At 70.1% G+C, this 19,772-nt stretch carries 18 protein-coding genes; 13 read left to right on the top strand and 5 right to left on the bottom strand.

Features of this window, described 5'->3' with window-relative positions; translation table 11 throughout:
- Positions 1–628 precede the first annotated feature (628 nt).
- The 8 genes from ACFFQA_RS27605 (at position 629) to ACFFQA_RS27570 (ending at position 8,319) form a co-directional block, all read left to right on the top strand.
- Positions 629–976, top strand: a complete 348-nt coding sequence (locus tag ACFFQA_RS27605; protein WP_377858373.1) for a histone-like nucleoid-structuring protein Lsr2 — start codon at positions 629–631, stop codon at positions 974–976.
- 860 nt (positions 977–1,836) lie between these two features.
- A complete protein-coding gene (locus tag ACFFQA_RS27600) occupies positions 1,837–2,397 on the top strand; it encodes a DUF4142 domain-containing protein (RefSeq protein WP_377858370.1) in 561 nt (186 codons plus the stop codon).
- A gap of 239 nt (positions 2,398–2,636) precedes the next feature.
- On the top strand, positions 2,637–3,866 hold the full coding sequence (locus ACFFQA_RS27595; RefSeq protein ID WP_377858368.1) for a glycosyltransferase: 1,230 nt from the start codon (positions 2,637–2,639) through the stop codon (positions 3,864–3,866).
- 28 nt (positions 3,867–3,894) lie between these two features.
- Positions 3,895–4,917 (top strand): hypothetical protein, encoded by a 1,023-nt coding sequence (locus ACFFQA_RS27590; protein ID WP_377858365.1) that lies wholly within the window; start codon positions 3,895–3,897, stop codon positions 4,915–4,917.
- Positions 4,914–5,357: a nitroreductase family deazaflavin-dependent oxidoreductase gene (locus ACFFQA_RS27585; protein ID WP_377858363.1), complete on the top strand. Its 444-nt coding sequence runs from the start codon at positions 4,914–4,916 to the stop codon at positions 5,355–5,357. Before ACFFQA_RS27590 ends, ACFFQA_RS27585 begins: the two co-directional genes overlap by 4 nt.
- 76 nt (positions 5,358–5,433) lie before the next feature.
- A complete protein-coding gene (locus tag ACFFQA_RS27580) occupies positions 5,434–6,078 on the top strand; it encodes a phosphoribosyltransferase (RefSeq protein ID WP_377858360.1) in 645 nt (214 codons plus the stop codon).
- A 278-nt stretch (positions 6,079–6,356) separates the two neighbouring features.
- On the top strand, positions 6,357–7,568 hold the full coding sequence (locus ACFFQA_RS27575; RefSeq protein ID WP_377858357.1) for an ArgE/DapE family deacylase: 1,212 nt from the start codon (positions 6,357–6,359) through the stop codon (positions 7,566–7,568).
- A 262-nt stretch (positions 7,569–7,830) separates the two neighbouring features.
- Complete coding sequence (locus tag ACFFQA_RS27570) at positions 7,831–8,319, top strand: Maf family protein (RefSeq protein WP_377858354.1); 489 nt, start codon at positions 7,831–7,833, stop codon at positions 8,317–8,319.
- 101 nt (positions 8,320–8,420) lie between these two features.
- On the opposite strand, the gene ACFFQA_RS27565 is transcribed toward ACFFQA_RS27570, so the two are convergent.
- Positions 8,421–9,125 carry a helix-turn-helix transcriptional regulator gene (locus tag ACFFQA_RS27565; RefSeq protein ID WP_377858351.1) on the bottom strand — a complete coding sequence of 235 codons (705 nt, stop codon included), beginning with the start codon at positions 9,123–9,125 and terminating at the stop codon, positions 8,421–8,423.
- Positions 9,126–9,382: 257 nt separating this feature from the next.
- On the opposite strand from ACFFQA_RS27565, the gene folE reads away from it, so the two are divergent.
- Positions 9,383–9,982, top strand: coding sequence for a GTP cyclohydrolase I FolE (folE, locus tag ACFFQA_RS27560; RefSeq protein WP_377858502.1), 600 nt, complete (start codon positions 9,383–9,385; stop codon positions 9,980–9,982).
- Between the two features lie 33 nt (positions 9,983–10,015).
- Here the strand turns inward: folE and ACFFQA_RS27555 are convergent, their stop codons facing one another.
- The 3 genes from ACFFQA_RS27555 to ACFFQA_RS27545 form a co-directional block, all read right to left on the bottom strand.
- On the bottom strand, positions 10,016–10,354 hold the full coding sequence (locus tag ACFFQA_RS27555; RefSeq protein WP_377858349.1) for a DUF5313 family protein: 339 nt from the start codon (positions 10,352–10,354) through the stop codon (positions 10,016–10,018).
- 166 nt (positions 10,355–10,520) lie between these two features.
- The gene (locus ACFFQA_RS27550) at positions 10,521–11,276 is read right to left on the bottom strand and encodes an alpha/beta fold hydrolase (RefSeq protein ID WP_377858346.1); all 756 of its coding nucleotides are present in this window, start codon (positions 11,274–11,276) and stop codon (positions 10,521–10,523) included.
- A gap of 281 nt (positions 11,277–11,557) precedes the next feature.
- Positions 11,558–12,100 (bottom strand): ricin-type beta-trefoil lectin domain protein, encoded by a 543-nt coding sequence (locus ACFFQA_RS27545; RefSeq protein WP_377858344.1) that lies wholly within the window; start codon positions 12,098–12,100, stop codon positions 11,558–11,560.
- A 772-nt stretch (positions 12,101–12,872) separates the two neighbouring features.
- Here ACFFQA_RS27545 and ACFFQA_RS27540 point away from each other — a divergent pair.
- Together ACFFQA_RS27540 and ACFFQA_RS27535 are read left to right on the top strand one after the other, a co-directional pair.
- On the top strand, positions 12,873–13,460 hold the full coding sequence (locus ACFFQA_RS27540) for a TetR/AcrR family transcriptional regulator (protein ID WP_377858342.1): 588 nt from the start codon (positions 12,873–12,875) through the stop codon (positions 13,458–13,460).
- Entirely contained in the window at positions 13,435–14,889 is a 1,455-nt protein-coding gene (locus tag ACFFQA_RS27535) for a nitrilase-related carbon-nitrogen hydrolase (protein WP_377858340.1), read from the top strand. The genes ACFFQA_RS27540 and ACFFQA_RS27535 overlap by 26 nt, the downstream gene beginning before the upstream one ends.
- Here ACFFQA_RS27535 and phoA read toward each other — a convergent pair.
- Positions 14,864–16,258 carry an alkaline phosphatase gene (gene phoA, locus ACFFQA_RS27530; RefSeq protein WP_377858337.1) on the bottom strand — a complete coding sequence of 465 codons (1,395 nt, stop codon included), beginning with the start codon at positions 16,256–16,258 and terminating at the stop codon, positions 14,864–14,866. The two genes, ACFFQA_RS27535 and phoA, sit on opposite strands and share 26 nt — an antisense overlap.
- A gap of 1,184 nt (positions 16,259–17,442) precedes the next feature.
- Here phoA and ACFFQA_RS27525 point away from each other — a divergent pair.
- Positions 17,443–18,762, top strand: coding sequence for a serine hydrolase domain-containing protein (locus tag ACFFQA_RS27525; RefSeq protein ID WP_377858334.1), 1,320 nt, complete (start codon positions 17,443–17,445; stop codon positions 18,760–18,762).
- Entirely contained in the window at positions 18,759–19,748 is a 990-nt protein-coding gene (locus ACFFQA_RS27520) for an ArsR/SmtB family transcription factor (protein ID WP_377858331.1), read from the top strand. Before ACFFQA_RS27525 ends, ACFFQA_RS27520 begins: the two co-directional genes overlap by 4 nt.
- Positions 19,749–19,772 lie beyond the last annotated feature (24 nt).

Raw genomic sequence — 19,772 nt, 5'->3', positions numbered from 1 at the left:
CGGTGTTTGCCTAGAGCGGGACAGGCGTCCGTGCTCGGATCGTCCCGGAGCTGGACTTTATCCCGTCCTGGCGGCGTCGAGTGGCATGTAGGTGATTGCCGCAGCTGCCGTGATGATTAGCTGAGAAGGGCTTGTATTGCTGGAGTTCGGCGTGTCGCGAACGGTGAACTTCTCCCGTATCTGCTTGGGTTTCATCGCAGGTCATGCTCTTGGTCGCCGGTGGGATCAGGTGCGGGGAGGCCGGCGTCTCCCGGAGTGGGGGCTGTCGTTGTCGCCCTGCCGGGGCGATCCCACTCCTGGTGTTCGTGACCAGCGAGGATGTCAGGCCGGTTCCGGATGGGAAACACGTCGAAGTGAACTCGCCAGTTCGGGTTCCTCGGCAGCGCATGCCCGGGTCTGCTTTTCCGGTGCGCACTCGCTTCTGTTCGGCCAGGTAAGGGGTCGTCGCTGCTGCGATCGGTCGGCACCCGGAGGTCGGTGCTTTCTTCGCGGGGACGGCGTGTGACGATTCGGCATCGCGGCGGCGGCAAAACGGGGATGCCGGGATCGGGGTGGTGGCCACCAAAGTGTTCTTGCTACGGTGAATGCGACAGCTAACCCGTTTCACACCCTTCTTGGGGGATTCACCATGGCCCAGCGCACGATCGTGCAGCTGATCGACGATCTCGACAACACCAGCTCGGAAGACATTTCCCGGATCGAGTTCAGCCTCGACGGTGTCACCTACGAGATCGACCTGAACGAGTCCAACGCCGCCACGCTGCGCGAGCACCTCACCCCGTTCATCGAGGCCGCGCGGCGGATCGGTGGCCGTGCCAGGTCCGGCACCGGCCGTCGCGGCTCGGGCGAGGGGCGCAGCAAGGAGGAGACCAAGGCGATCCGTGAGTGGGCGAAGGCCAACGGGCACGAGGTCTCCGACCGTGGCCGCATCCCCAGCACGGTCATCGAGGCGTTCCAGGCCGCCAAGGCCGCGTAGCGGGCGTGTCGCCAGCGGTCCGGCCCCGACCACAGGTCGAGGCCGGACCGGCGCGCTTGTCGCCGGGCGCTACGCGCTCATCGTGGCCGGGGATGCCCCGCCCCCAGCGGCATTGCCGCCGGGCAGCTCGACGGTCCCGCTCGTGAAGTAGCCGGGCGGGCGACGCGGCGGCGGATGAGGAGTCCGGTGTCTGTCTGAAGTAGACAGTTCTGGCCCGGCGGATCGCCTGGAGTCCACGGCGCGGCACCGAGCCGGCCCAGCCGGCGATCCCGTTGCCCCCTGGAAGTCCCGGGCCGCACTCGGGAGCCTGGCCTACAAGGCCACCAGAACCATCAGCGCCTTGTCGCGGCCATGGTCATCGGCGAGACGCAGAGTGTTGGGTCAGCGTCCGATCTCACGCCAACCGAGGTGTCGATAGAACTCCGCCGAGCCCATCCCGCCAGCACGCCGCCGTCCACGGCGACGATCAGCGCCGGTGATCAGCCGCTCTTCCTGAGCGCTCTGGCCCTAGCCGAGAGCCACCGGTTCACCGCGGCGAGTACGCATCGTCCATCGGTGTACCTGCCCGATTGCCGCGTTCGGACGTCGCGCGGTCCGGCGGTGAGCCATTTGCGTGATCTTGGTCGGAGAACCGACAGAACGGACCGGATTGGCGCGTATCCCCTGTGACGCCAGAAACACGGCACCAGCTTCATGGACGCCGACAGGGCGTGTGAGCGCGTGTCTGGGTGGATGTTTCCGCGCCGCCGCGCCGCCTCCGTGAGCGGCTGGGCTCCTCGCGTGGGCGACCGGGCCGTGGTCGTCGGCTGCGCACGGGTGTCGCGCATGGACAGAGGACCAACCACGACAGGGGAAGAACCATGAAGCCATTGCACTTCTTGGCGGCGACCGGGGTGGCCGGAGCTCTCGTACTGACGGGGACCACCATCACCCAGGCCGCGACCGTGCCCGAGTCCGGCCCGCTCGCCTCCGCTGTGATTCAGCCAGAGTCCAGCCGGATGGACCGGTCGTTCCTGATGCAGGCGCACCAGGGCAACCGCTTCGAGATCTCGGCGGGCCTTCTGGCGATGCACAAGGCGCGCTGTTCCACCGTGCGGCGCCTCGGTGCCGAGTTCGCGCGTGATCACAGGAAGATGGACGCGAAGCTGCGTCTGGTCTCGACGCGGGAACGGGTGGCACTGCCCGGCACCATGACCCGTGCACAGCAGGTTCTGCTCAGGCAGCTCGCGAAGAGGTCCGGAACCGCATTCGACCGCTCCTGGCTCCGGGCGCAGGTCAAAGCCCACGAACAGGTACTGGCACTCATCCACCAGCAGGTCCGGCACGGCTACTCGCACGAGGTGAAGCAGCTGGCGCGCGGCGCCGCTCCCATTGTCCTGCACCACTTGAACATGGCGCGCACGGCACTGCGAACCTGCTGACGCCGTGAACCGGGTCGACTGACCAACGGAGTCCGGTGGGGACGGTGGTGTGCCGGCCAGTCCTCGCCGGGCTCCTCGGTGTCCACAGTGGATTCACGGAGCCGGGTTAACGGAGTCCTCGGAAATGCCGAAACCCCTACTTCCAACGTATAGCGGAGCGGGGGTCTTGCGGCAAGACCCCGGGGCAGGCCCAGAATCGACCGACCGTGAGCTGAGGCCGTTGCAGTGGGGGAAGTCCAATGCGTGTGTTGTTGTCGACCATCGGGTCGCGTGGCGATGTCCAGCCAGTCGTCGCGCTGGCGGCGCAGGTGAAAGCCCTCGGGCATGACGCACGCGTGTGTGCGCCGCCTGACTTCCGCGACCAGGTCGAAGGCCTCGGGATCCCGTTCACGCCGGTAGGTCCCGAGCTGCGCTCGACCGGGAAAGCCCGCCCGGCCGCGGGCCCGCTCACACCGGAGCAACGGCGCTGGATGGTGGAAGCCTCGCTCGCCGGCCAGTTCGAGGCGGTCACGGCGGCAGCCGAAGGATGTGACGTCATCGTGGCGGGCGGGTACCTGCTCCTCGCCGCTCGCACGGTGGCCGAGCGGATGGGGGTCCGCTACGTCATGGCCAGCTACTGCCCGGCGTTCCTGCCGTCCCCGCACCACGCGCCACCCGTTTACCCCATGCTGGGACAGGAGCCGGCGGACGGGACGGTCGACAACCTCACGCTGTGGGCCCGGGACGCGCAACGCTGGAACGACACCTGGGGCACCCCGCTCAACGCCCATCGTGCGTCGGCGGGCCTGCCGCCGGTCACCGACGTGCGGAGCCACCTGTACACGGACACGCCCTGGCTGGCGGCCGACCCGACGTTGGGTCCTTGGCCCACTCCCGCTGAGTTGGATGTCGTCCAGACGGGAGCCTGGATCCTGCCGGACGAGCGTCCGCTGTCCGCGGAGCTGGAAGCCTTCCTCGACGCCGGTGAACCACCCGTCTACTTCGGCTTCGGCAGCATCGGCGCTCCCCAAGCCCTCAGCAAGAACATGATCGAGGCGGCCCGTGCGCTCGGCCGCCGCGCGATCGTGTTGCGCGGTTGGGCAGACCTGGAGCTGCCCGACGACGAACCCGACTGCCTGTCCATCGGGGAGGTCAACCAGCAGGCGCTCTTCCAGCGGGTCGCCGCCGTCGTGCACCACGGCGGTGCGGGCACCACAACGGCGGCCGCGCGAGCCGGGGCGCCCCAGGTCGTCATCCCTCAGCACGTTGACCAGCACTACTGGGCACAACGAGTCCACGATCTGGGGATCGGAACCGCGCACGCGCCCGGCGCACCGACCGCTGACTCGCTGACCGAGGCTCTCGCCCGCGCTCTCGAACCGGACCTGGCGGCCCGGGCCAAGGCCGTTGCCCCGGCAGTGCGCACCGACGGGGCAGTGGCCGCTGCGCGGCTCTTGATCGCTGCGGACCCCGTGGAGACGATCGCCTGAATTGTTCAGCACGCTGAGCATAGGCATAATGCTCAGTGTGCTGAACGATCGTCGTCCTCGGGCCCTGCCGGTTCTCTGGTGGGGGCTGGCGGCCAGTGCGGTGCTGACCGGGCTGGTCTGGCTGGCGGGGCCCCGGTTGGACGTCGCGTTGCTGCCCGACCAGGGCGCGTCCTGGTACTACTGGAAGCTCCCCGAGCCGACCTTCTGGACCCGGCTGTCGGCATGGGGCGGGTACGCCGCCCACCAGCTCGCCTCGTGGGGGCTCATCTACTACGCGCAGACCCGGGTCCGCCGGACGAGCGCGACGCTGCACCCGGTCAACCTGGTCGCCCTGGCCGTCAACCTCGGCTTCATCGTGCTGCACTGGGCGCAGACGCAGCTGTTCTACGACGGTCTCGCCCAGGACGTCTCCATCTTCAGCTCCCAGGGCTCGGTCGTCCTGCTGCTCGTGGTGGTGCTGCTCATGGAGAACCGGCGCCGCGGCCTGGTCCTGGGGCGCCCGGCGCCGATAGCCACCGACGTCGTCCGCTTCGTCCGCCGCTACCACGGTTACCTGTTCAGCTGGGCGGCGATCTACACGTTCTGGTACCACCCGATGGAGACGACCAGCGGCCACCTCATCGGCTTCTTCTACATGTTCCTGTTGCTGGTACAGGGCAGCCTGTTCCTGACCACCGCGCACACCAACCGCTGGTGGACCCTCGCCCTGGAGCTGCTGGTGGCCGTGCACGGCACGCTTGTCGCGGTGATGAGCTCCGGTCCGGACGGGGCGTGGCCGATGTTCCTCTTCGGCTTCCTGGGCGTCTTCGTGCTGACCCAGCTGCACGGTCTCGGGCTGAGCCGGGCGGCGCGCGGGTGGTTCGTGGCGGCCTTCGCCGTGGCGGTGCTGGCGGTGTACTCCTGGCGCGGCCTCGACCGGATCGACGAGGTGGCCCGCATCCCGTTGATCGAGTACCTGCTGGTCGGGGTGCTCGCCCTGCTGCTCTGGCTGGTGTTGCGACTCATCCGGCGCGTGCGCGCCGTTCCGACGGACGAGGACGTGAGGCGATGACAACACAACCGATGGACCCGGCGGCGCTCAACCGGCGGATGATCGCCGACATCCTCGCTGCGCCAGCGACGCCACCGGAGGAGGGCGGGTACGTCCTGCGCGTGCTGGAGACGACCGGCCGCCGCAGCGGGCTGCCTCGGCGCACACCCGTCGGTCTGCTCCGGCGCGACGGCAAGGACTACCTCGTCTGCCCGGACCGTGGCCGGGACTGGCCGAACAACCTGCTCGCCACCGCTGACGCCGCGGTGCTCGTCGGGAACGAGCGCCGTGCCGTGCGCGCCCGAGCCGTCGACGGGGCCGAGGCAGCTGACGTGGTCGCCGCGTACGTCCGCTCCGTCCGGGCGCCGTGGGCCGTCCGGGCGTTCGCGCTGCCGGAGAACCCCGACCAGGCCGACATCCTCGACCGGATGCCGCCGATCATCGTGTTCCGGGTGGACTGAGCCGCGCATTTGTCCACAGTGGACGACTTCCGGTGCGTGCCGGTTTGGCCCGGCACGGCCCGGGTAGCCGCCCAGCATGTCGAACCGCCTGTTTCGAGACCGCCGGGATGCCGGGCGGGCGCTGGTCGGCTCGCTTGAGCCGTACCGGGATCGCGACGACGTCGTCGTGCTGGGCCTGGCCCGCGGCGGGGTACCCGTTGCCTACGAGATCGCGAAGAGCCTCGGTGCGCCGATGGACGTCTTCCTCGTGCGCAAGCTGGGGGTGCCGGGCCGGTCCGAGTTCGCCATGGGCGCGATCGCCAGCGGCGGTATCGCGGTGATCAACGACGACGTGGTCAGCCGACTCGGCATCTCGCCCGAGGTCATCCAGCGGGTGGCGGACCGGGAAAGCCGGGAGTTGCTGCGGCGGGAGCACGCTTACCGCGAGGGGCGGCCGATGGCCGACTTCGCCGGGAAGACGGTGATCCTGGCCGATGACGGCATCGCCACCGGTGCCAGCATGCGAGCCGCGATCAAGGCGGTGCGCGCGCTCGGGCCGAGTCACGTGGTGGTCGCGGTGCCCACCGCACCCGGTTCCACCTGCGAGGAGCTTCGGCGTGAGGTGGACGAGGTGGTGTGCGCCGCCACGCCGTCGCCGTTCTTCGCGGTCGGCGAGTCGTACCGGGACTTCGCGCAGACCACCGACGAGGAAGTGCGCGACCTGTTCCGAGCGGCGGTGTGAGCCCCTTCTCCACACCGCCGTTCGCGTTTTGTAGCCTTGATGCGAAATGAGAGCGCTCTTTCGCGCATCATGGTGACAAAACGCGAAAACTCTGACCGCACGCGCGCGCACTCACTGCGGTACGGGGACGGCGCGCCACCTCGGGTCGACTGCCGCGGACGTCTGTCCGGTGTGGACGGACGTGCTGGTGTTCGTCCTGAGGAGCAGCGAACCTGCCGCCGGGACGTCCCGTGGGAAGATCGCGAGGTGACTCGAAGGGGTGGCGAAAGGTGGCGTTCGTGACCGACCACGTCGCGCGGGTGCGGGCATGGCTCGACCAGCGGGCCGAGGACATGGCCGCGCTGCTGGAAAAGCTCGTCGCGATCGACTCCGAGAACCCGCCCGGCCGGGCGTTGGGCCGCTGCGCGGCGGTCCTGCGCGAGGCGATGGACGACCTGGGACTCAGCCCGGAGATCCTCCGGATCGCCCCGACCGGCGAGCTGGAGGACCCGTGCGTCGTGCGCGGAACCGTCGGTGACGGCGCGAAGCTGCTGTACTTCCACGGCCACTTCGACGTCGTGCCCGCGCAGAGCCGCACGCAGTTCACGGCCCGGCGTCGAGACGGCCGGATCATCGGGCGGGGCACGGCGGACATGAAGGGCGGGATCGTCAGCATGCTCTACGGCGCCGCGGCCGCCAAGGAGCTCGGGCTGCTCGGCGACGGCCGCATCGTGCTGCACCTGGTGTGCGACGAGGAGACCGGCAGCGTGGTGGGATCGGGGCACCTGCGCGAGGCCGGCCTGATCGATCCCCGGGCGGTTGCCATGGTCACCGGCGAGCCCAGCGGTGGCAGCATCTGGAACGCCGCCCGCGGCGCGATCTCGCTCCGCGTGGACGTCCACGGCCGCGAAGCCCACGTGGGACAAGCGAACCGGGGAGTGAACGCCTTCGCCCACATGCTGCACGTGGCCAGGCCCGTCGAAGCCTACGCGCGGGAGATGGCGCAGAAGCACACCAGCTTCCCGATGAACGCCGACGACGCGCGCGGCTCCATGCTCGTCGTCGGCGGCATGTCCGGGGGCGGTTCGAACTTCAACGTCGTGCCCGGTTCGGCCTACTTCACCGTCGACGCCCGCTACAACCCCGAAGAGGATCTCGACGGCGAGCTCGCCCGCCTGACCGGCCTCATCGACGAGGCCGCCCGGGAGATCGACGCGAAGGTGTCGGTCGAGGTGACCCAGCTACAGCCCCCGGCCAGCACGGAGGAGACCCACCCGGCGGCGGTGGCCCTCTCCCGTGTGGTCACCGAGGTCGAGGGCAGCGCGGCACGGTTCGAGATGTGCGCGGGCATCCTGGAGATCCGGTGGTACGCGCAGCTGGGCATTCCCGCCTTCGGCTACGGCGCCGGTCGCCTCGACGTCTCACACGGCCCTGACGAGTACATCGACGAAGCCGCGATGCTGCGCTGCGCTGCTGTCTACGCTCTCTACGCCGAGCAGATGCTGTCTTGACGCGACGAGGACCCTTCGTCCGCTCTCGTCAGAGAACTGGACGCTGCCGGACGGCGTCGCGCCGGATACGTGGTTGCCCGCGAACTTGGTCAGGGTGGCGCTCCCGCGGACAGTGACGCCCGGAAGAGCGTGCGCCGATCCGTTCTTGATCCTCCCGGGAGTTCTCGGGGAGGTCATCGTGACGAACCGATCTGCCGGAGCCGGACCGGTGATTCCTGGCTCGGCTCCACGCCGCCGTCGGCAGTTCGGCAGACTGGGGGCCATGGCGTTGAACCTCCTGAGTCCTTCCGCGGTGATCGGCTGGGCTGTGCAGACCACCGCGACCGTCGTCTCGATACCGGGGCGGCTGCTCGGCCTGCTCACGGCGACCGAGGAGGCGGTGCGGCGGGCGAACGAGCTCATCGAGCGGACCGACACGGTGATCACGTCGGCCGAGGAGGCGGTGGAGCACGCGCGGCGGGTGACCGCCGCCGCGGACGAGGTCCTCCAGGTCACCAAGCCCATGCTGCGGTTCGTGACCGAGCTGTCGGCGCACGAGATCGAGGCGGCGATCCGCCTGGTCGACGAGCTGCCCAAGCTCGCGGAGCACATGGCGAAGGACATCATGCCGATCCTCGGCACGCTGGACCGGGTGGGGCCGGACATCCACGAGCTGCTCGACGTCACCAAGGAGGTCCGGCAGGCGATCCTGGGCATCCCGGGGTTCGCCTACCTGCGCAGGCGGGGCGGGGGACGGGAGCTCCAGGGCTGATGCGCCACGGGGCACCCAGCGGGGTGCCCCGTCCACTGTGGACAGGAATTCTCCCGTGGAGATGTCCTTGGCCACCTCCTCCGCGCGACTCCGGGCGCGGGTCAGGAGTGGGTGCGCAGCTCGACGCAGCATTCACCGGCTCGTGGATCGAGCACGGCCTCGACGGTCGTGGCGCCCAACCCGTCGAGCAGGCCGACGAGGAAGGCGTGGTTGATCCCGCACACCATCTCTGGTGCCTTGGCGACCAGTGGGTGGAATGGACAAGTGGCCAGCCGCATGCACGTCGGTGACCTGCGGTCCGGTTCGAAGCCGTGCCGTGCCAGCGCCGCCGCGGCGAGGGTGAGGGCGCGCTCGGCGCCCAGCCGCCCGGGGCGGGTCCGCTCGCGCTCAGCGGCACCTGTGTCATGGCCGCGCTCGCGGGCGACCCGCAGCGTCGCGGACCGGGCGTCCCGGTCCGCGCCCCCGTTGCCGCTGTCGGCGAGGACGGCGTCGAGCAGGATGCCGGCGAGCAGGTCGTGGTGGCGGGGCGGAATGCTGATCCGGATGTCGTTCCCGACCGGTTGGTAGACCTTCGGTGCCCGGCCGACCTTCCGGATGCCCGTGACCGCCTGGTAGTCGGCTCGCAACACCCCGGCGTCGACGAGCTTGTCCAGGTGGAACGCGGCGAGCTTGCGGGAGATCCCGACCGCCGCGGCAGCCTCGTCCCGGGTGACCGGGCGGCGCGCGGCGCGGATGAACTCGTACATGCCTCGGCGCAGCTCGTCATCCAGCACCGCGATGGCCCGGATCTGCGGGTCGGCCGTCACCTCGCCACGATAGCACCAACAAGAGTTCGCGGAGCCGGTGTTGAAGGCTGTGGAACAGCTTGGCTTGACTGGGTGGCGCAATAAGACCAATATTTCTTAGCGTTATGCGGGGCGAGGTGGTGTTCCTCGTCGCCGACGGTCCCGGCGAGGCAGCCGGTGACCCGACGTCGGCCGAGCAGCACCTCCCGGTCGCCGAGGGGCGGTGCGGCTCGCGCCCCCGGTCCCACCCCGTTGTCACCGATCGAGAGGGCCTGTCCATGTTCTCCGCGTCCGCGCTGCGGGTGGTCCACGAACCTGATCCCGGCATCGACCTGGCGGCTGCCGAGAAGGCCGCTGCCGAGTTCCTCCGCGCGCTCGGCGTCGAACTGGACTCCGAAAGCCTGATCGGCACCCCGGGGCGGATGGCCCGCGCCTACGCCGAGCTGTTCACGCCACGCCCGTTCAACCTGACCACGTTCCCCAACGACGAGGGCTACGACGAGCTCGTGCTGGCCAGAGCCATTCCCGTGCGGTCGGTCTGCGAGCACCACCTGCTGCCGTTCGTCGGCGTGGCCCATGTGGGCTACCTGCCCGGTGAGCGCATTCTGGGACTGTCGAAGCTGGCTCGGATCGTGGAGCACTTCGCCCGTCGCCCGCAGGTGCAGGAGCGGTTGACCAAGCAGGTCGCCGACTGGCTCGCCGAGCACCTGCAACCCAAGGGAGTCGGGGTGGTGATCGAGGCTGAGCACAGCTGCATGACCCTGCGCGGTGTCCAGGCCGTGGGATCGGACACCGTCACCTCGACCCTGCTGGGAGTCCTGCGCCAGGACGCGCGATCTCGGCAGGAGTTCTTCGCCCTCGCCGGCGTCAACGCCTGACGTCGTGCGTGTCCGGGAGACGCTGACCGGACGTTAGGCGTCACGGGAGTTCGTGGCATGTCCTCGCGGGAAGCCGTACTTGGTGAGCCGGATGTCGGTGCTCTCCGGCGCGTAGGACAGCGAGTAGAACATGCCGACGCAGAGTCCGAGCGCGAGCGCGGGAAACACCACCTCGGGAGGCCCGGCCAGCAGCACACCGAAGACGAGGTACAGCAGCCCGAGCGCCGGGGCGAGGACCACCAGCACTCGGACGAAGTGCCGCAGGAGCCACGTCCGGCACGTCAGGTCGCGCACCACCCAGTCGCGGTACCGGTCCGGCAAGCGGCCGCCGAAGGCGTACCACAGCCAGAGCAGTGGGTTCGGTCGCCGCATCGCTCCTCCTCGGTCACACAGAAGCGTATGCCGACTGGCCTCAGCTCGAACTGGCCTCCCGGGCTACGCGTTCCAGCTGCCTGCGGTCCTCCGGCCGCCCCGGCGCGGGGCGTGACTGGTCGGCGGTCGCCAACGTGTCCGCGTTGGGCTCGGCGAGGAGCCGGTGTCACTGGAGCAGGCGCATGATCTCGGTGGCGATCAGGCCCGGTTCGGTCACGGGCACCATGTGCCCCGACTGATTGGCGTACACGTGCCGCCCTTGGGGCGACTGCTGCGCGCGGTATTCGTGGGAGGCGTCCGCCGCGGTCCTGATCCGCTTGTGCAGCCCCGGGGACGTGCGCCCGCCGGAGATGACTGTGACCGGGACGTCGGGCAGGTGCGGTGGGTTCTCACGCAGGTCGGTGAGGTCGCTGGGGACGGACGCCAGTTCGGCCGCCCTGGTGCGCATCGTCCCGACGGAGAACCCCTCGGCGAGCATGTCCTTGCCCGCGTCGGTGGGCAGGGCTGAGATGAGGCCGCGATAGGCGAGCTTGAGCAGTCCCACCCGCGCGAGGGCGGCACTGGCCACCTGGCCGACCTTCTCAACGCGGCGCATGGTGTTCGTGAAGAAGAGATCGCACGCCTCATCGGTGGGGTCGACCAGCACGAGCCCGGCGATCCGTTCGGGCGCGGCCGCGGCGGCCAGGCGCACAGCCGGTCCACCCCAGCTGTGTCCGACCAGCACGTACGGCCCGTGGCCGAGGTGGTCGAGCAGGTCGCCCAAGTCGTCGGCGAGTCGCCGGAGCGTGCGGGGGTGTGGGTCCGGAGCACTGCGCCCGAGCCCGCTGCGGTCGTAGACCACCGAGTGCGCGCCGGCGGCGACGGCCGGCTGGACCAGGGCCCAGTACGAGCGGCTCGCCGCCAAACCTCCCTCGAAGACCACCGTCGGCGTCCCGGGACCCGGTGGCCCCGGACAGCGCATGTAGAACAAGCCCCGCCCGTCGCGGGTCCGCGCGATGCTAGGGACACCCTGGCTGTGCTGAGACCTCGGTCGGCCAGGGGGCGCGTCGATGCCGGTCGGCTCCTGTCGCTGTCGCACAGTGACTGCTCCCGTCATTCCAGCGGTCGTAGATTAGGTTAGCCTAACTTAAACCGCTGGGTGGCGGGGTTCGCCCAGGGCCGGGCAGGACAGGGGGCGCCGCGGCGCCCCCTGTCCGAAGGCCGTCACTCCACTGATCGGAAGATCCAGCGCTGCCGCGCTTCGCCGCTGGCGGGCCGCAGCGTCACCGGTGCCCGCACTGCTCCGCCGTCCGCGTTCCAGACCAGGTCCACGCCGGGCAGCGCGATGACGAACCCCTTGTCCTCGGTCGGTTCGATGATCCAGTTCACCGGCTTGTCGCCGGTGCGGACCTGCTCACCTTGCCTGACCTCGTCCAGGCCCGCGAAGGCGTTCGCGCCAACGTTCTTGATGGTGAACCCGCCGTTGTTGGACGGGGCGACCTCCCAGAAGTAGTTCATGTTCCGCACCTCGCGGGTCGCCGAGGTGCGGACCGGTCCGGCCTCCCAGCCCGACATCAGGTCGCCGATGCCTCTCTCTGCATTGGTGACCAGGTAGATGCCCGGCTCGAACACGGGGGCCTTCCGCTGCTTCGCGCTGGCCGGAGCGGCTAGCCCGACCGACGCGGAGGCGCTCGCCAGCACAACCGCGGCGGCCAAGACCTTGGCGATACCGCGCCTGCTCAACCGCTCCTTGCACGTCTCCCGCATGCCGCTGACTCCTCTCTGCCGTCACCTGATGCTCAGCGGTCGCCCCGCCCCGGGCCGGGCGACCTCGTGCCAAGAGCGCCGGACGGGCGGGTACTGGACCGCGCGGAGAGGCCGGGCCGCTCTGGGCCACGGCGTTTCGGGGGCAGTCTCCACCCTCCGGCGAATGCGGAGGGTTCCCTCGGATGCTTGACGCCCTGATCACCAACCATCTGCCGGGCGGTCAGCGGGCCGAGCGGAGACTCCTGGCGCGCTAGACCGTAGGTCAACGCGGTTCAGACGGGATCCAACCCGGGTTCACCACCGCGTGGACGGACCGGCCGCGCCGGGCCGAACACCCCCTCCCCACCCCCTCCCCACCCCCTCCCCGCCCCCTCCCGACTCCCTCCCCTCCCCACCCCCTCCCCGCCCCCTCCCGACTCCCTCCCCACCCCCTCCCCGCCCCCGCCCCACCTCCGGCGCCCTCGCTCCCGTGCCCCTCGTTTCGCGTTTTGTAGGCTTAATGCGAAATGGGAGCGCTCTTTTGCGCATCTAGGTGACAAAACGCGAAAACCCCGGCCGCGTCAGTCGGTCGACGTGCGCACCGGGGTGCGGGGGCGGGGAGCCACGGCGCTCCTGTTCGGTGGGGTTGGTCCGGGGGCGGACGTGGGTTGGTGAGACCTCCGCGTCTCGGCTGGGTTGGCGGAGTGGGGCGCGGTTCGGGCGGGTTGGACTGTCCTTTGTGGACCCCGGTGTCGCGCGGGCTGGGCCGGGTCGGGTTGCGTACGCTGTACACGTGAGTGATGCCCCCACTGCCGCGCGGATCGCCGCCGCGGCGCGCGAGATCCTGCTCAACGAGGGCGCCGACGCCGTGACCATGCGCAGGGTCGCCGCCGCCGCCGGGATCTCGCCGATGGCGACCTACCGGCACTACCCCAACCGCGAGACCTTGGTGCGCGCGGTCGCCGACGCCTTGTTCGCCGAGGTGGCGCAGGGGTGGGGAAAACGGCCGCACACCGACCTGATGTCGCGGATGTACGGGCTGCTCGATGACTTCCTGGACTTCGCGCTCGGCAGCCCGAACCTGTACACGTTCCTGCACACCGACCGCCGCGAGGACGCCAGGCGGTTCCCCAGCGACTTCCTCTCAGGCACTTCGCCAACTTTCACCCCGCTGCTGACGCTCGTGCGCCAAGGTATGGGTGAAGGGCTGCTGCGGGAGGACGACCCGCTGGAGGTGACGCTCACGCTCGTCGCGCACGCCCAGGGAATGGTCCAGCTCTACCTCGGCGGCCGGATGGCACTGTCCGAAGCGGACTTCCGGGCGTTGTGCAAGCGCACCACCGGAAGGATCCTCCATGGTATTGCGGGTACTGCGCAGTAGGTTCGCCGCGATTCCCCTCCTGCTCGTCTCGGCCGCGGGGTTCTACCTCGGCACCGGACTCCGACCGGAGCCGCTGCTGGCCTTCCTCGCACCCATCCCCGTGTTGCTCTTCGCCGTGGAGATGCCCTGGTGGATCGCCGCCGGGACGGCCTTCGCGGCGTACCTGCTCGGGACGTCGAACATGTGGTCCTACTACTCCGTCTCCCACGACGTGCCGATGCCGGTCGCGATCGGGATCTGCCTTGGGGGCGCGGTGTTGTTCGCGCTCGCCACGGTGCTCTTCCGGGCTCTGCTCGGCCGGGGACACGTCCTGCTCGGCATTCTCGCCGTGCCCGCCGTGTGGACCGGTGTGCTGTTCCTGGTGTCTCTGCTCAGTCCCGTCGGCGTCGTCGGCACGATGGCATCGACTTTGGGGAACGCGCCCGCACTGCTGCAGATCGCCTCGGTGACCGGCGGCTGGGGTGTGGAGTTCTTGGTGTTGCTGGTTCCTACGGTCATCGCGGCCGCGTTCGCCTCGCGGCCGGCGGTGTGGACCGCCGTGGTGGTCGCCGTGCTCGCGGTGCTCGCGGTGGGCGGGGCTTCCGTCCGGATGATTGTCCAGGACAGCGGCTCCGGCGAGCTCGTCGCCGCCGTCGCGCGCAACCAGTCCCACTGGGGCACCGACCTGGCCACGCCCGCCGGGCGCGAGACCGTCGCCTCCTACGTCGGCCAGATAGCCCAGCTGCCCAAGGAAGTGCGGCTTGTCGTGTTGCCGGAGGGCATCTTCTCCGGGGACGGCACCAGCCTGGCGGAGCTCTCGGGACCGATGCGGGAGATCGCGCGCGCCAGGGACGTCAACGTCGTGGTCGGGGTCATCCTCAGCGCGCCGGAGGGGCGCTACAACGCCGCGCTCGGCGTGCCCGCCGGTGGGGGAGAGTCGGTGGTGTACCGCAAGCACAACATCGGCACCGCGCCGAACACCAGGCCCGGGGACACTCTCGCGTTCGTTCCCGACACCCGGGTGGGCGTGGAGATCTGCATGGACGTGAACATGGCGGGGCCGAGCCGGGACTACGCCGGAGCTGACGTGGTCGCCATCCCCGCCTCCGACGAGGACGTCAACGGTGAGCAGCACAGCAGGGCCGCGGTGCTGAGGGCCGTGGAGTACGGCTATCCCGTGGTCTGGAGCGCGCAGCGCGGTATGCAGACCATCGCCGACGGCTGGGGCAGGGTGATCGCGGAAACGCGCACGACCGGCCGCGACGGCTTCTCCTGGGTCACCGCCGAGCTGTCCGCCGGACCGGGGTCGACGCCGTACGCGCGGTTCGGCGACGTGTTCGCGTGGTTGTGCGTCGCGATCGCCGCTTTGTCCATTGTGGTCAGTGGGCGGGACCGGCGGCGTGCGCCAGCCCCGCCCACGGTCGTCACCTCAGGTTCAGCGCGCGGCTGATGGTGCGGAAGACATCGGTCTGGTCGGTGACGCCGACGACGTTCGCCGCCTGCGGGCCGTAACCGGCGATGCGGACCTGCGTGCCGGTGTGGTCCTGGGACGCGCCCGGCATGGCGGTGCCGTAGTTGATGGTCATCGGCTGGCCGTCCTTGGTGACCACGGTCGCGGTCTGGCCGGGGCTCCTGGTGTCGTTGCCGATGATCTGGCTGGTGTGGCCGTGGTCGGCGGTGACGATCACCAGGGTGTCCCGGTTGCTCCTGGCGAAGGCCATGCCCGCGGCGACGGCCTCGTCGAAGCCGATGGTCTCGCCGATCTGGCCGCACGGGTTGGCCGCGTGGTCCTGCTTGTCGATGCTGGCGCCCTCGACCTGGAGGAAGAAGCCCTTGCCGTGCCTGCTCTGCCTGGTGAGCAGGTCGATCGCCTTGCGGGTCATGTCGGCCAGCTTCGGCGCCGTCGCGGGCAGGTTCGGGTTGGGACCGCACACCGAGGGCGGGGTGCCGCCGACCCTGGCCATCGGTCCGCTCAGCTGGACCTCCATGGTGCTCTCGGCGAACAGGCCCAGCAGCGGCTTGCGGCCGGTGGCGGCGGCGAGCCCGGCCGCGTCGGTGACGAGTTCGTAGCCCGCGGCCGTTGCCTGGTCCAGCACGGTCCGGCCCTTGAACTCACCGGCCCGCACCGTCTCGGTGAAGAACTTCCTGCCGCCACCGAGCAGCACGTCCGGCCTGGTCTGCACGAGCTGCTCGGAGATCGAGCCCGCGCCGCCGTTCTCCTTGGCGTTGGTCGGGCACTGGGTCATCGACTGCGGTCCCTTGCAGTCACGGTTGACCACGTGCGCGCCCTGCACGGCGGGCGTCGCGTCCTGCACTTCGGCGGTGGTGACGTCGCCGGTGCGCAAGCCGTTGCGCGCGGCCAGCTCCAGCAGCGTCGGCAGCGGGTTTCCGTAGGCGTCCACGGAGATCGCCCCGTTGTAGGACTTCGAGCCGGTGGCCCACGCCGTGCCGGTCGCCGCGGACTCCGGGTTGTACACCGGCTTGGACGGGTCGCCCTTGGTCACCGAGTACGTGGTGTAGGCACCGGTCAGCGGCAGCTCGTCCAGCGCGAGCCTGCCCGCGGCGCCCTTGGCGTAGTTGCGGCCGATGGTGATCTCCGAGTCGCCCATGCCGTCGCCGATGAACAGGATGACGTTCTTCGCCCGCCCGCCCCTGATCGCGTCGCGGACATCGGAGGTGCGGTCACCCTGGGAGCGCTCGGTGCCTCGCGCACCGGCGTCGGGGGTGGGGTTCTCGGCGAGCGCGAACGGCGCTGCCGCCAGCACGGCGACGGCGACCGCACCGAGTGCGATCCCTCGGCGGCCGAACTTCGACGACATGGAACCTCCTGGTCGGGACTGGTTCGTTGGCCGCACCAGTAGTCAGTGCCGAGATGTCCGGAGGGTGGCGCCGGGGACAACACCCGTGATCGGCGCTGTGAACCTCAAGGAAGCGAATGGCATCGCCGCGACAATCCGCGATGTCAGTGCCGAGGTTTGTCATGGCGTCGGCCGGAGTGAGCGAAGTGACCGAATCAGCGCTGTGGAAGCGATTCGGTATCTCGTCGGGGTGGTGCGGTGATCCGCTCGCACGCCTGGATGGGATTGGAAGTAAGCTTTACCAAGTGTCGGTGGTCGTTGTGTCGCTCGCCGGGCATTCGAATGGTGTACTGGCGCAGGCTGCGCGTTGTGCGATGCGGAGAAGCCTAGTAACAGTATTAGGTGCGTGATCGCCGGGTATCTCGACGTCGGGCGGGATCTCGACGTACTGCCACCGCGGTGGTGCGCGGCTGTTCCGGATTTCATCACTGTGAACCGGGACCTCGGAGTCCGGCGAGCCGGAGATCGTGCCGGTGAACCAGGTGTTTCGGGTGGTTGTGGCGTTGGCGGCCGCAGTACGCGGAACCGGTTCCTCCCGGCCGCTTCCGGCGGTGTGTGCGATTTGACTTTTTTGCACAGGCGTCAAGGGTTTTGAGTCAATCCGGGTTTCAACTTCTCTTGGCCCTTCACTCGGAAGAGGTCAGTTTCGCGTGTTTCTTGCTGGGTGTGCGCGGCATTCGAGTCGGGTACCCGTTTCGAGGATGTTCCGAGTGGCTGGGCCGCCTCGGGGGAACACGCATCCCTGGCGAGGGTTTCCGTTTCGGCGTCGAGGGTCCGCTCGTCCTCGGTCCGGTGGCTCCGACCAGCCGTGATCGCGCCTCGGCGAGCGGCTGCCCGCCCGCTGGCATTCGCGCGCGCGTAGCGGTTACGCCTGCCCTGGTGTGCGGTCAACGCGAGTTTGAAACTCCGTGGAGCATTTCCGGAAACCCTGGCCGGGGGCCGCTTGTTTTTCGCTTGTGTCGGGGTTGGCAATGGTCGATTGCTCCATTCGGACGCTGCCCGCGTGCTTTTGTGCGGGGCACGCTTGCGGCAGCCGCGCAGCGAAATTCATGTTTCTGTTCTGCGTACTGGTGTTCAGCAACATTGATATGCAAGGGAAAGGTGGTCGTCGATTGACGCCGGCCACCGGAGTTGGGGGCTGTTCCATGGAGCACGTTCACCTTGCCGAGACACTCCGAGCCCTGGTGTCCGCACATGGCGTTCCCGGCGCCCAGCTGGCGGTCCACCGCGCCGGGGCGACCGTGCACGCGGTCGCCGGCGGCACCAGGGCCGGCCGGTCGGACATCGACGAGGACGTCCCGTTCGCGTTCGGGTCCGTGACCAAGACCGTCACCGCCACGGTGGCCATGCAGCTCGTCGGCGACGGCGACCTGGAGCTGGACGCGCCCGTCACGGGCTACCTGCCCGAGCTGGCGGGCAGCGCCGTCAGCGGCTTGCGCCGGATCACCCTGCGGCACCTGCTCGGCCACGTCAGCGGCCTGGTCTCCGACCACGAGCTCGACGACGACGCCGACCCGTCGCTGCGCCGGTACGTGGCCAGCGTCGCCGACTCCGACTGCGTCGCGGTGCCCGGATCGGTCTTCTCCTACTCCAACACCGGGTACGTCCTGGTCGGCCGCGTGATCGAGACGGTGACGGGGCTGAGCTGGTGGGAGGCGGTGCGCGCGTTCCTCGCCGAGCCGCTCGGCCTGGGCCTGACCCGGCTGGACGACCCGCGGCTCGCCGTCGGGCACCTGGTCAGCGCGGGACGGGCGACGTCGGTCGACGCGCTGCTCGCGGCAAGCTGGGCACCGGCGGGCGGGCTCGCCGGAACGGCGAAGGACCTGGTCGCGCTGGCGCTGGCGCAGGCCGGCGCGGGACCGGAGGAGGTGCTGGACCCGACGCTCGGCGCGCTCATGCGCGAGCCGGTCGGGCCGGTCCCGTTCGGGCTGGCCGGGGCGTGGGGGCTGGGCTGCGCGCTGCACGACGGGCCGACCGGGTGGTGGGCCGGGCACGACGGGACCCTCGCGGGTACCAGCTGCTCTGTCCGCTACGACCCGGCGACCCGCACCGTGGTGGCGTTGAACACCAACGGCAGCAACGGCATGGCGTTGTGGGCCGACCTGCTCACCGAGCTCGCCCGGCACGGGCTCGTGGTCGGCGGCACCACGCCGCTCCCACCGGACACCGGATCCGCGCCCGACCCCGCGCCGTTCACCGGCGACTACGTCAACGGGGCCACTCGGTTCCGGGTCCGGGAGCAGCGCACCGGCGACCTGCTGGTGGAGGACGGCACCGGGTTCGTCGCGACGCTGCGGCTGCGCGCCGACGACGTGTTCTCGGTGCGCCACGTCGGCGCCGACCACGGAACGCACCAGGGCCGGTTCCTCCGCGACGCCCGTGGCGAGGTGGAGTCCCTGCAGCTCAGCGGCAGGCTGGCCCGACGGGTCGCCGCCGGGCCCCAGCGGTTGTCGGTCGGGGCATGAGCGTGACACGCGACGCCGTCGCACACCGGGAGACCGCGGCAGAGCCGCAGCGGATCCACTTCGGCGTCCAGGACATCGCCAGGGTGCGCATCCTGGCCACGCTCGGCCACACCGCCGAGGCCGTCTTCGCGCTCGACGCGCTGAGCAGGACCCGGGGAGGGGACGCCTTCGGGGCCTGGCGGCAGCAGACGATCGGCGCGCTCGGGCCGCACTGGGAGCGGGTGCGGGCGCTGGTCCGCGCGGTGCGACCGGTGCCGGACCTGTTGTGGCTGATCAGCAAGCCGGTGCGGGACTCGGCTCCGCCGAGGCTGGCGGGCGTGCCCGCCGCGGAGGCGGCCGAGCTGGTCCGGCTGTTCGCCCGGCTCGCGGTGGAACCGCACTGGAACCGGATGCGGCTGTTCCTCGACGCCGAGCGGGACGCTCGCGGCCGGATCGCCACCACCGGTGGGACCGACCGCCTGCTCGCCACCCTGCACCCGCACCTCCGGTGGAACTCGCCGGTGCTGGAGACGCGCGGCGAGGGGCCGAGGGAGATCAGGCTCGACGGGCAGGGCCTGGCGCTGGTGCCGTCGGTGTTCCTGCACGACCGCGTGACCACGCTGGTCGGGACCGAGCACGGCGTGAGCACGCCCATGCTGGTCTTCCCCGCCGTGCACGACGCCGCCGCGGCCACCGCGCTGTGGGGTGGCGAGAGCGGGGAGGAACAGGCGTTGGGCGCCCTGGTCGGCCGGACCCGGTCGCTGGTGCTCCAGGAGCTCACCGAGAGCAGGACGACCACCGAGCTCGCCCAGCGGCTGGGCATCTCCAACGCCGGGGTCAGCCAGCACACCGGGGTGCTGCGGCAGTCCGGTCTCATCAACACGCTGCGCTACCGCAACACCGTCCTGCATTCGCTCACCCCGCTCGGCGCGGCGCTGCTGGGCGGCAAGGTTTTCGATGTGAACAAGAAGTCAGGTCCGTCGAAAGCGCAGTTCAGTGCCGACTGAGGGCCAGGGTGTTTACGGCCAGTC

It is taken from the genome of Allokutzneria oryzae (genome assembly GCF_042429765.1).
Classification (GTDB): Bacteria; Actinomycetota; Actinomycetes; order Mycobacteriales; family Pseudonocardiaceae; genus Allokutzneria; species Allokutzneria oryzae.
Note: the sequence above shows the minus strand (reverse complement) of the source record. Positions and strands in the feature narration are given on the sequence as shown.

What these genes read in the sequence shown, in the direction of transcription:
- ACFFQA_RS27570 (WP_377858354.1), top strand. Translation starts at nt 7,831, where the DNA reads ATGGCGTTGAACCTCCTGAGTCCTTCCGCGGTGATCGGCTGGGCTGTG.
- phoA (WP_377858337.1), bottom strand. Translation starts at nt 16,258, where the DNA reads ATGTCGTCGAAGTTCGGCCGCCGAGGGATCGCACTCGGTGCGGTCGCC.
- ACFFQA_RS27585 (WP_377858363.1), top strand. Translation starts at nt 4,914, where the DNA reads ATGACAACACAACCGATGGACCCGGCGGCGCTCAACCGGCGGATGATC.
- ACFFQA_RS27545 (WP_377858344.1), bottom strand. Translation starts at nt 12,100, where the DNA reads ATGCGGGAGACGTGCAAGGAGCGGTTGAGCAGGCGCGGTATCGCCAAG.
- ACFFQA_RS27555 (WP_377858349.1), bottom strand. Translation starts at nt 10,354, where the DNA reads ATGCGGCGACCGAACCCACTGCTCTGGCTGTGGTACGCCTTCGGCGGC.
- folE (WP_377858502.1), top strand. Translation starts at nt 9,383, where the DNA reads ATGTTCTCCGCGTCCGCGCTGCGGGTGGTCCACGAACCTGATCCCGGC.
- ACFFQA_RS27605 (WP_377858373.1), top strand. Translation starts at nt 629, where the DNA reads ATGGCCCAGCGCACGATCGTGCAGCTGATCGACGATCTCGACAACACC.
- ACFFQA_RS27525 (WP_377858334.1), top strand. Translation starts at nt 17,443, where the DNA reads ATGGAGCACGTTCACCTTGCCGAGACACTCCGAGCCCTGGTGTCCGCA.
- ACFFQA_RS27520 (WP_377858331.1), top strand. Translation starts at nt 18,759, where the DNA reads ATGAGCGTGACACGCGACGCCGTCGCACACCGGGAGACCGCGGCAGAG.
- ACFFQA_RS27535 (WP_377858340.1), top strand. Translation starts at nt 13,435, where the DNA reads ATGGTATTGCGGGTACTGCGCAGTAGGTTCGCCGCGATTCCCCTCCTG.
- ACFFQA_RS27595 (WP_377858368.1), top strand. Translation starts at nt 2,637, where the DNA reads ATGCGTGTGTTGTTGTCGACCATCGGGTCGCGTGGCGATGTCCAGCCA.
- ACFFQA_RS27600 (WP_377858370.1), top strand. Translation starts at nt 1,837, where the DNA reads ATGAAGCCATTGCACTTCTTGGCGGCGACCGGGGTGGCCGGAGCTCTC.
- ACFFQA_RS27590 (WP_377858365.1), top strand. Translation starts at nt 3,895, where the DNA reads ATGCTCAGTGTGCTGAACGATCGTCGTCCTCGGGCCCTGCCGGTTCTC.
- ACFFQA_RS27580 (WP_377858360.1), top strand. Translation starts at nt 5,434, where the DNA reads ATGTCGAACCGCCTGTTTCGAGACCGCCGGGATGCCGGGCGGGCGCTG.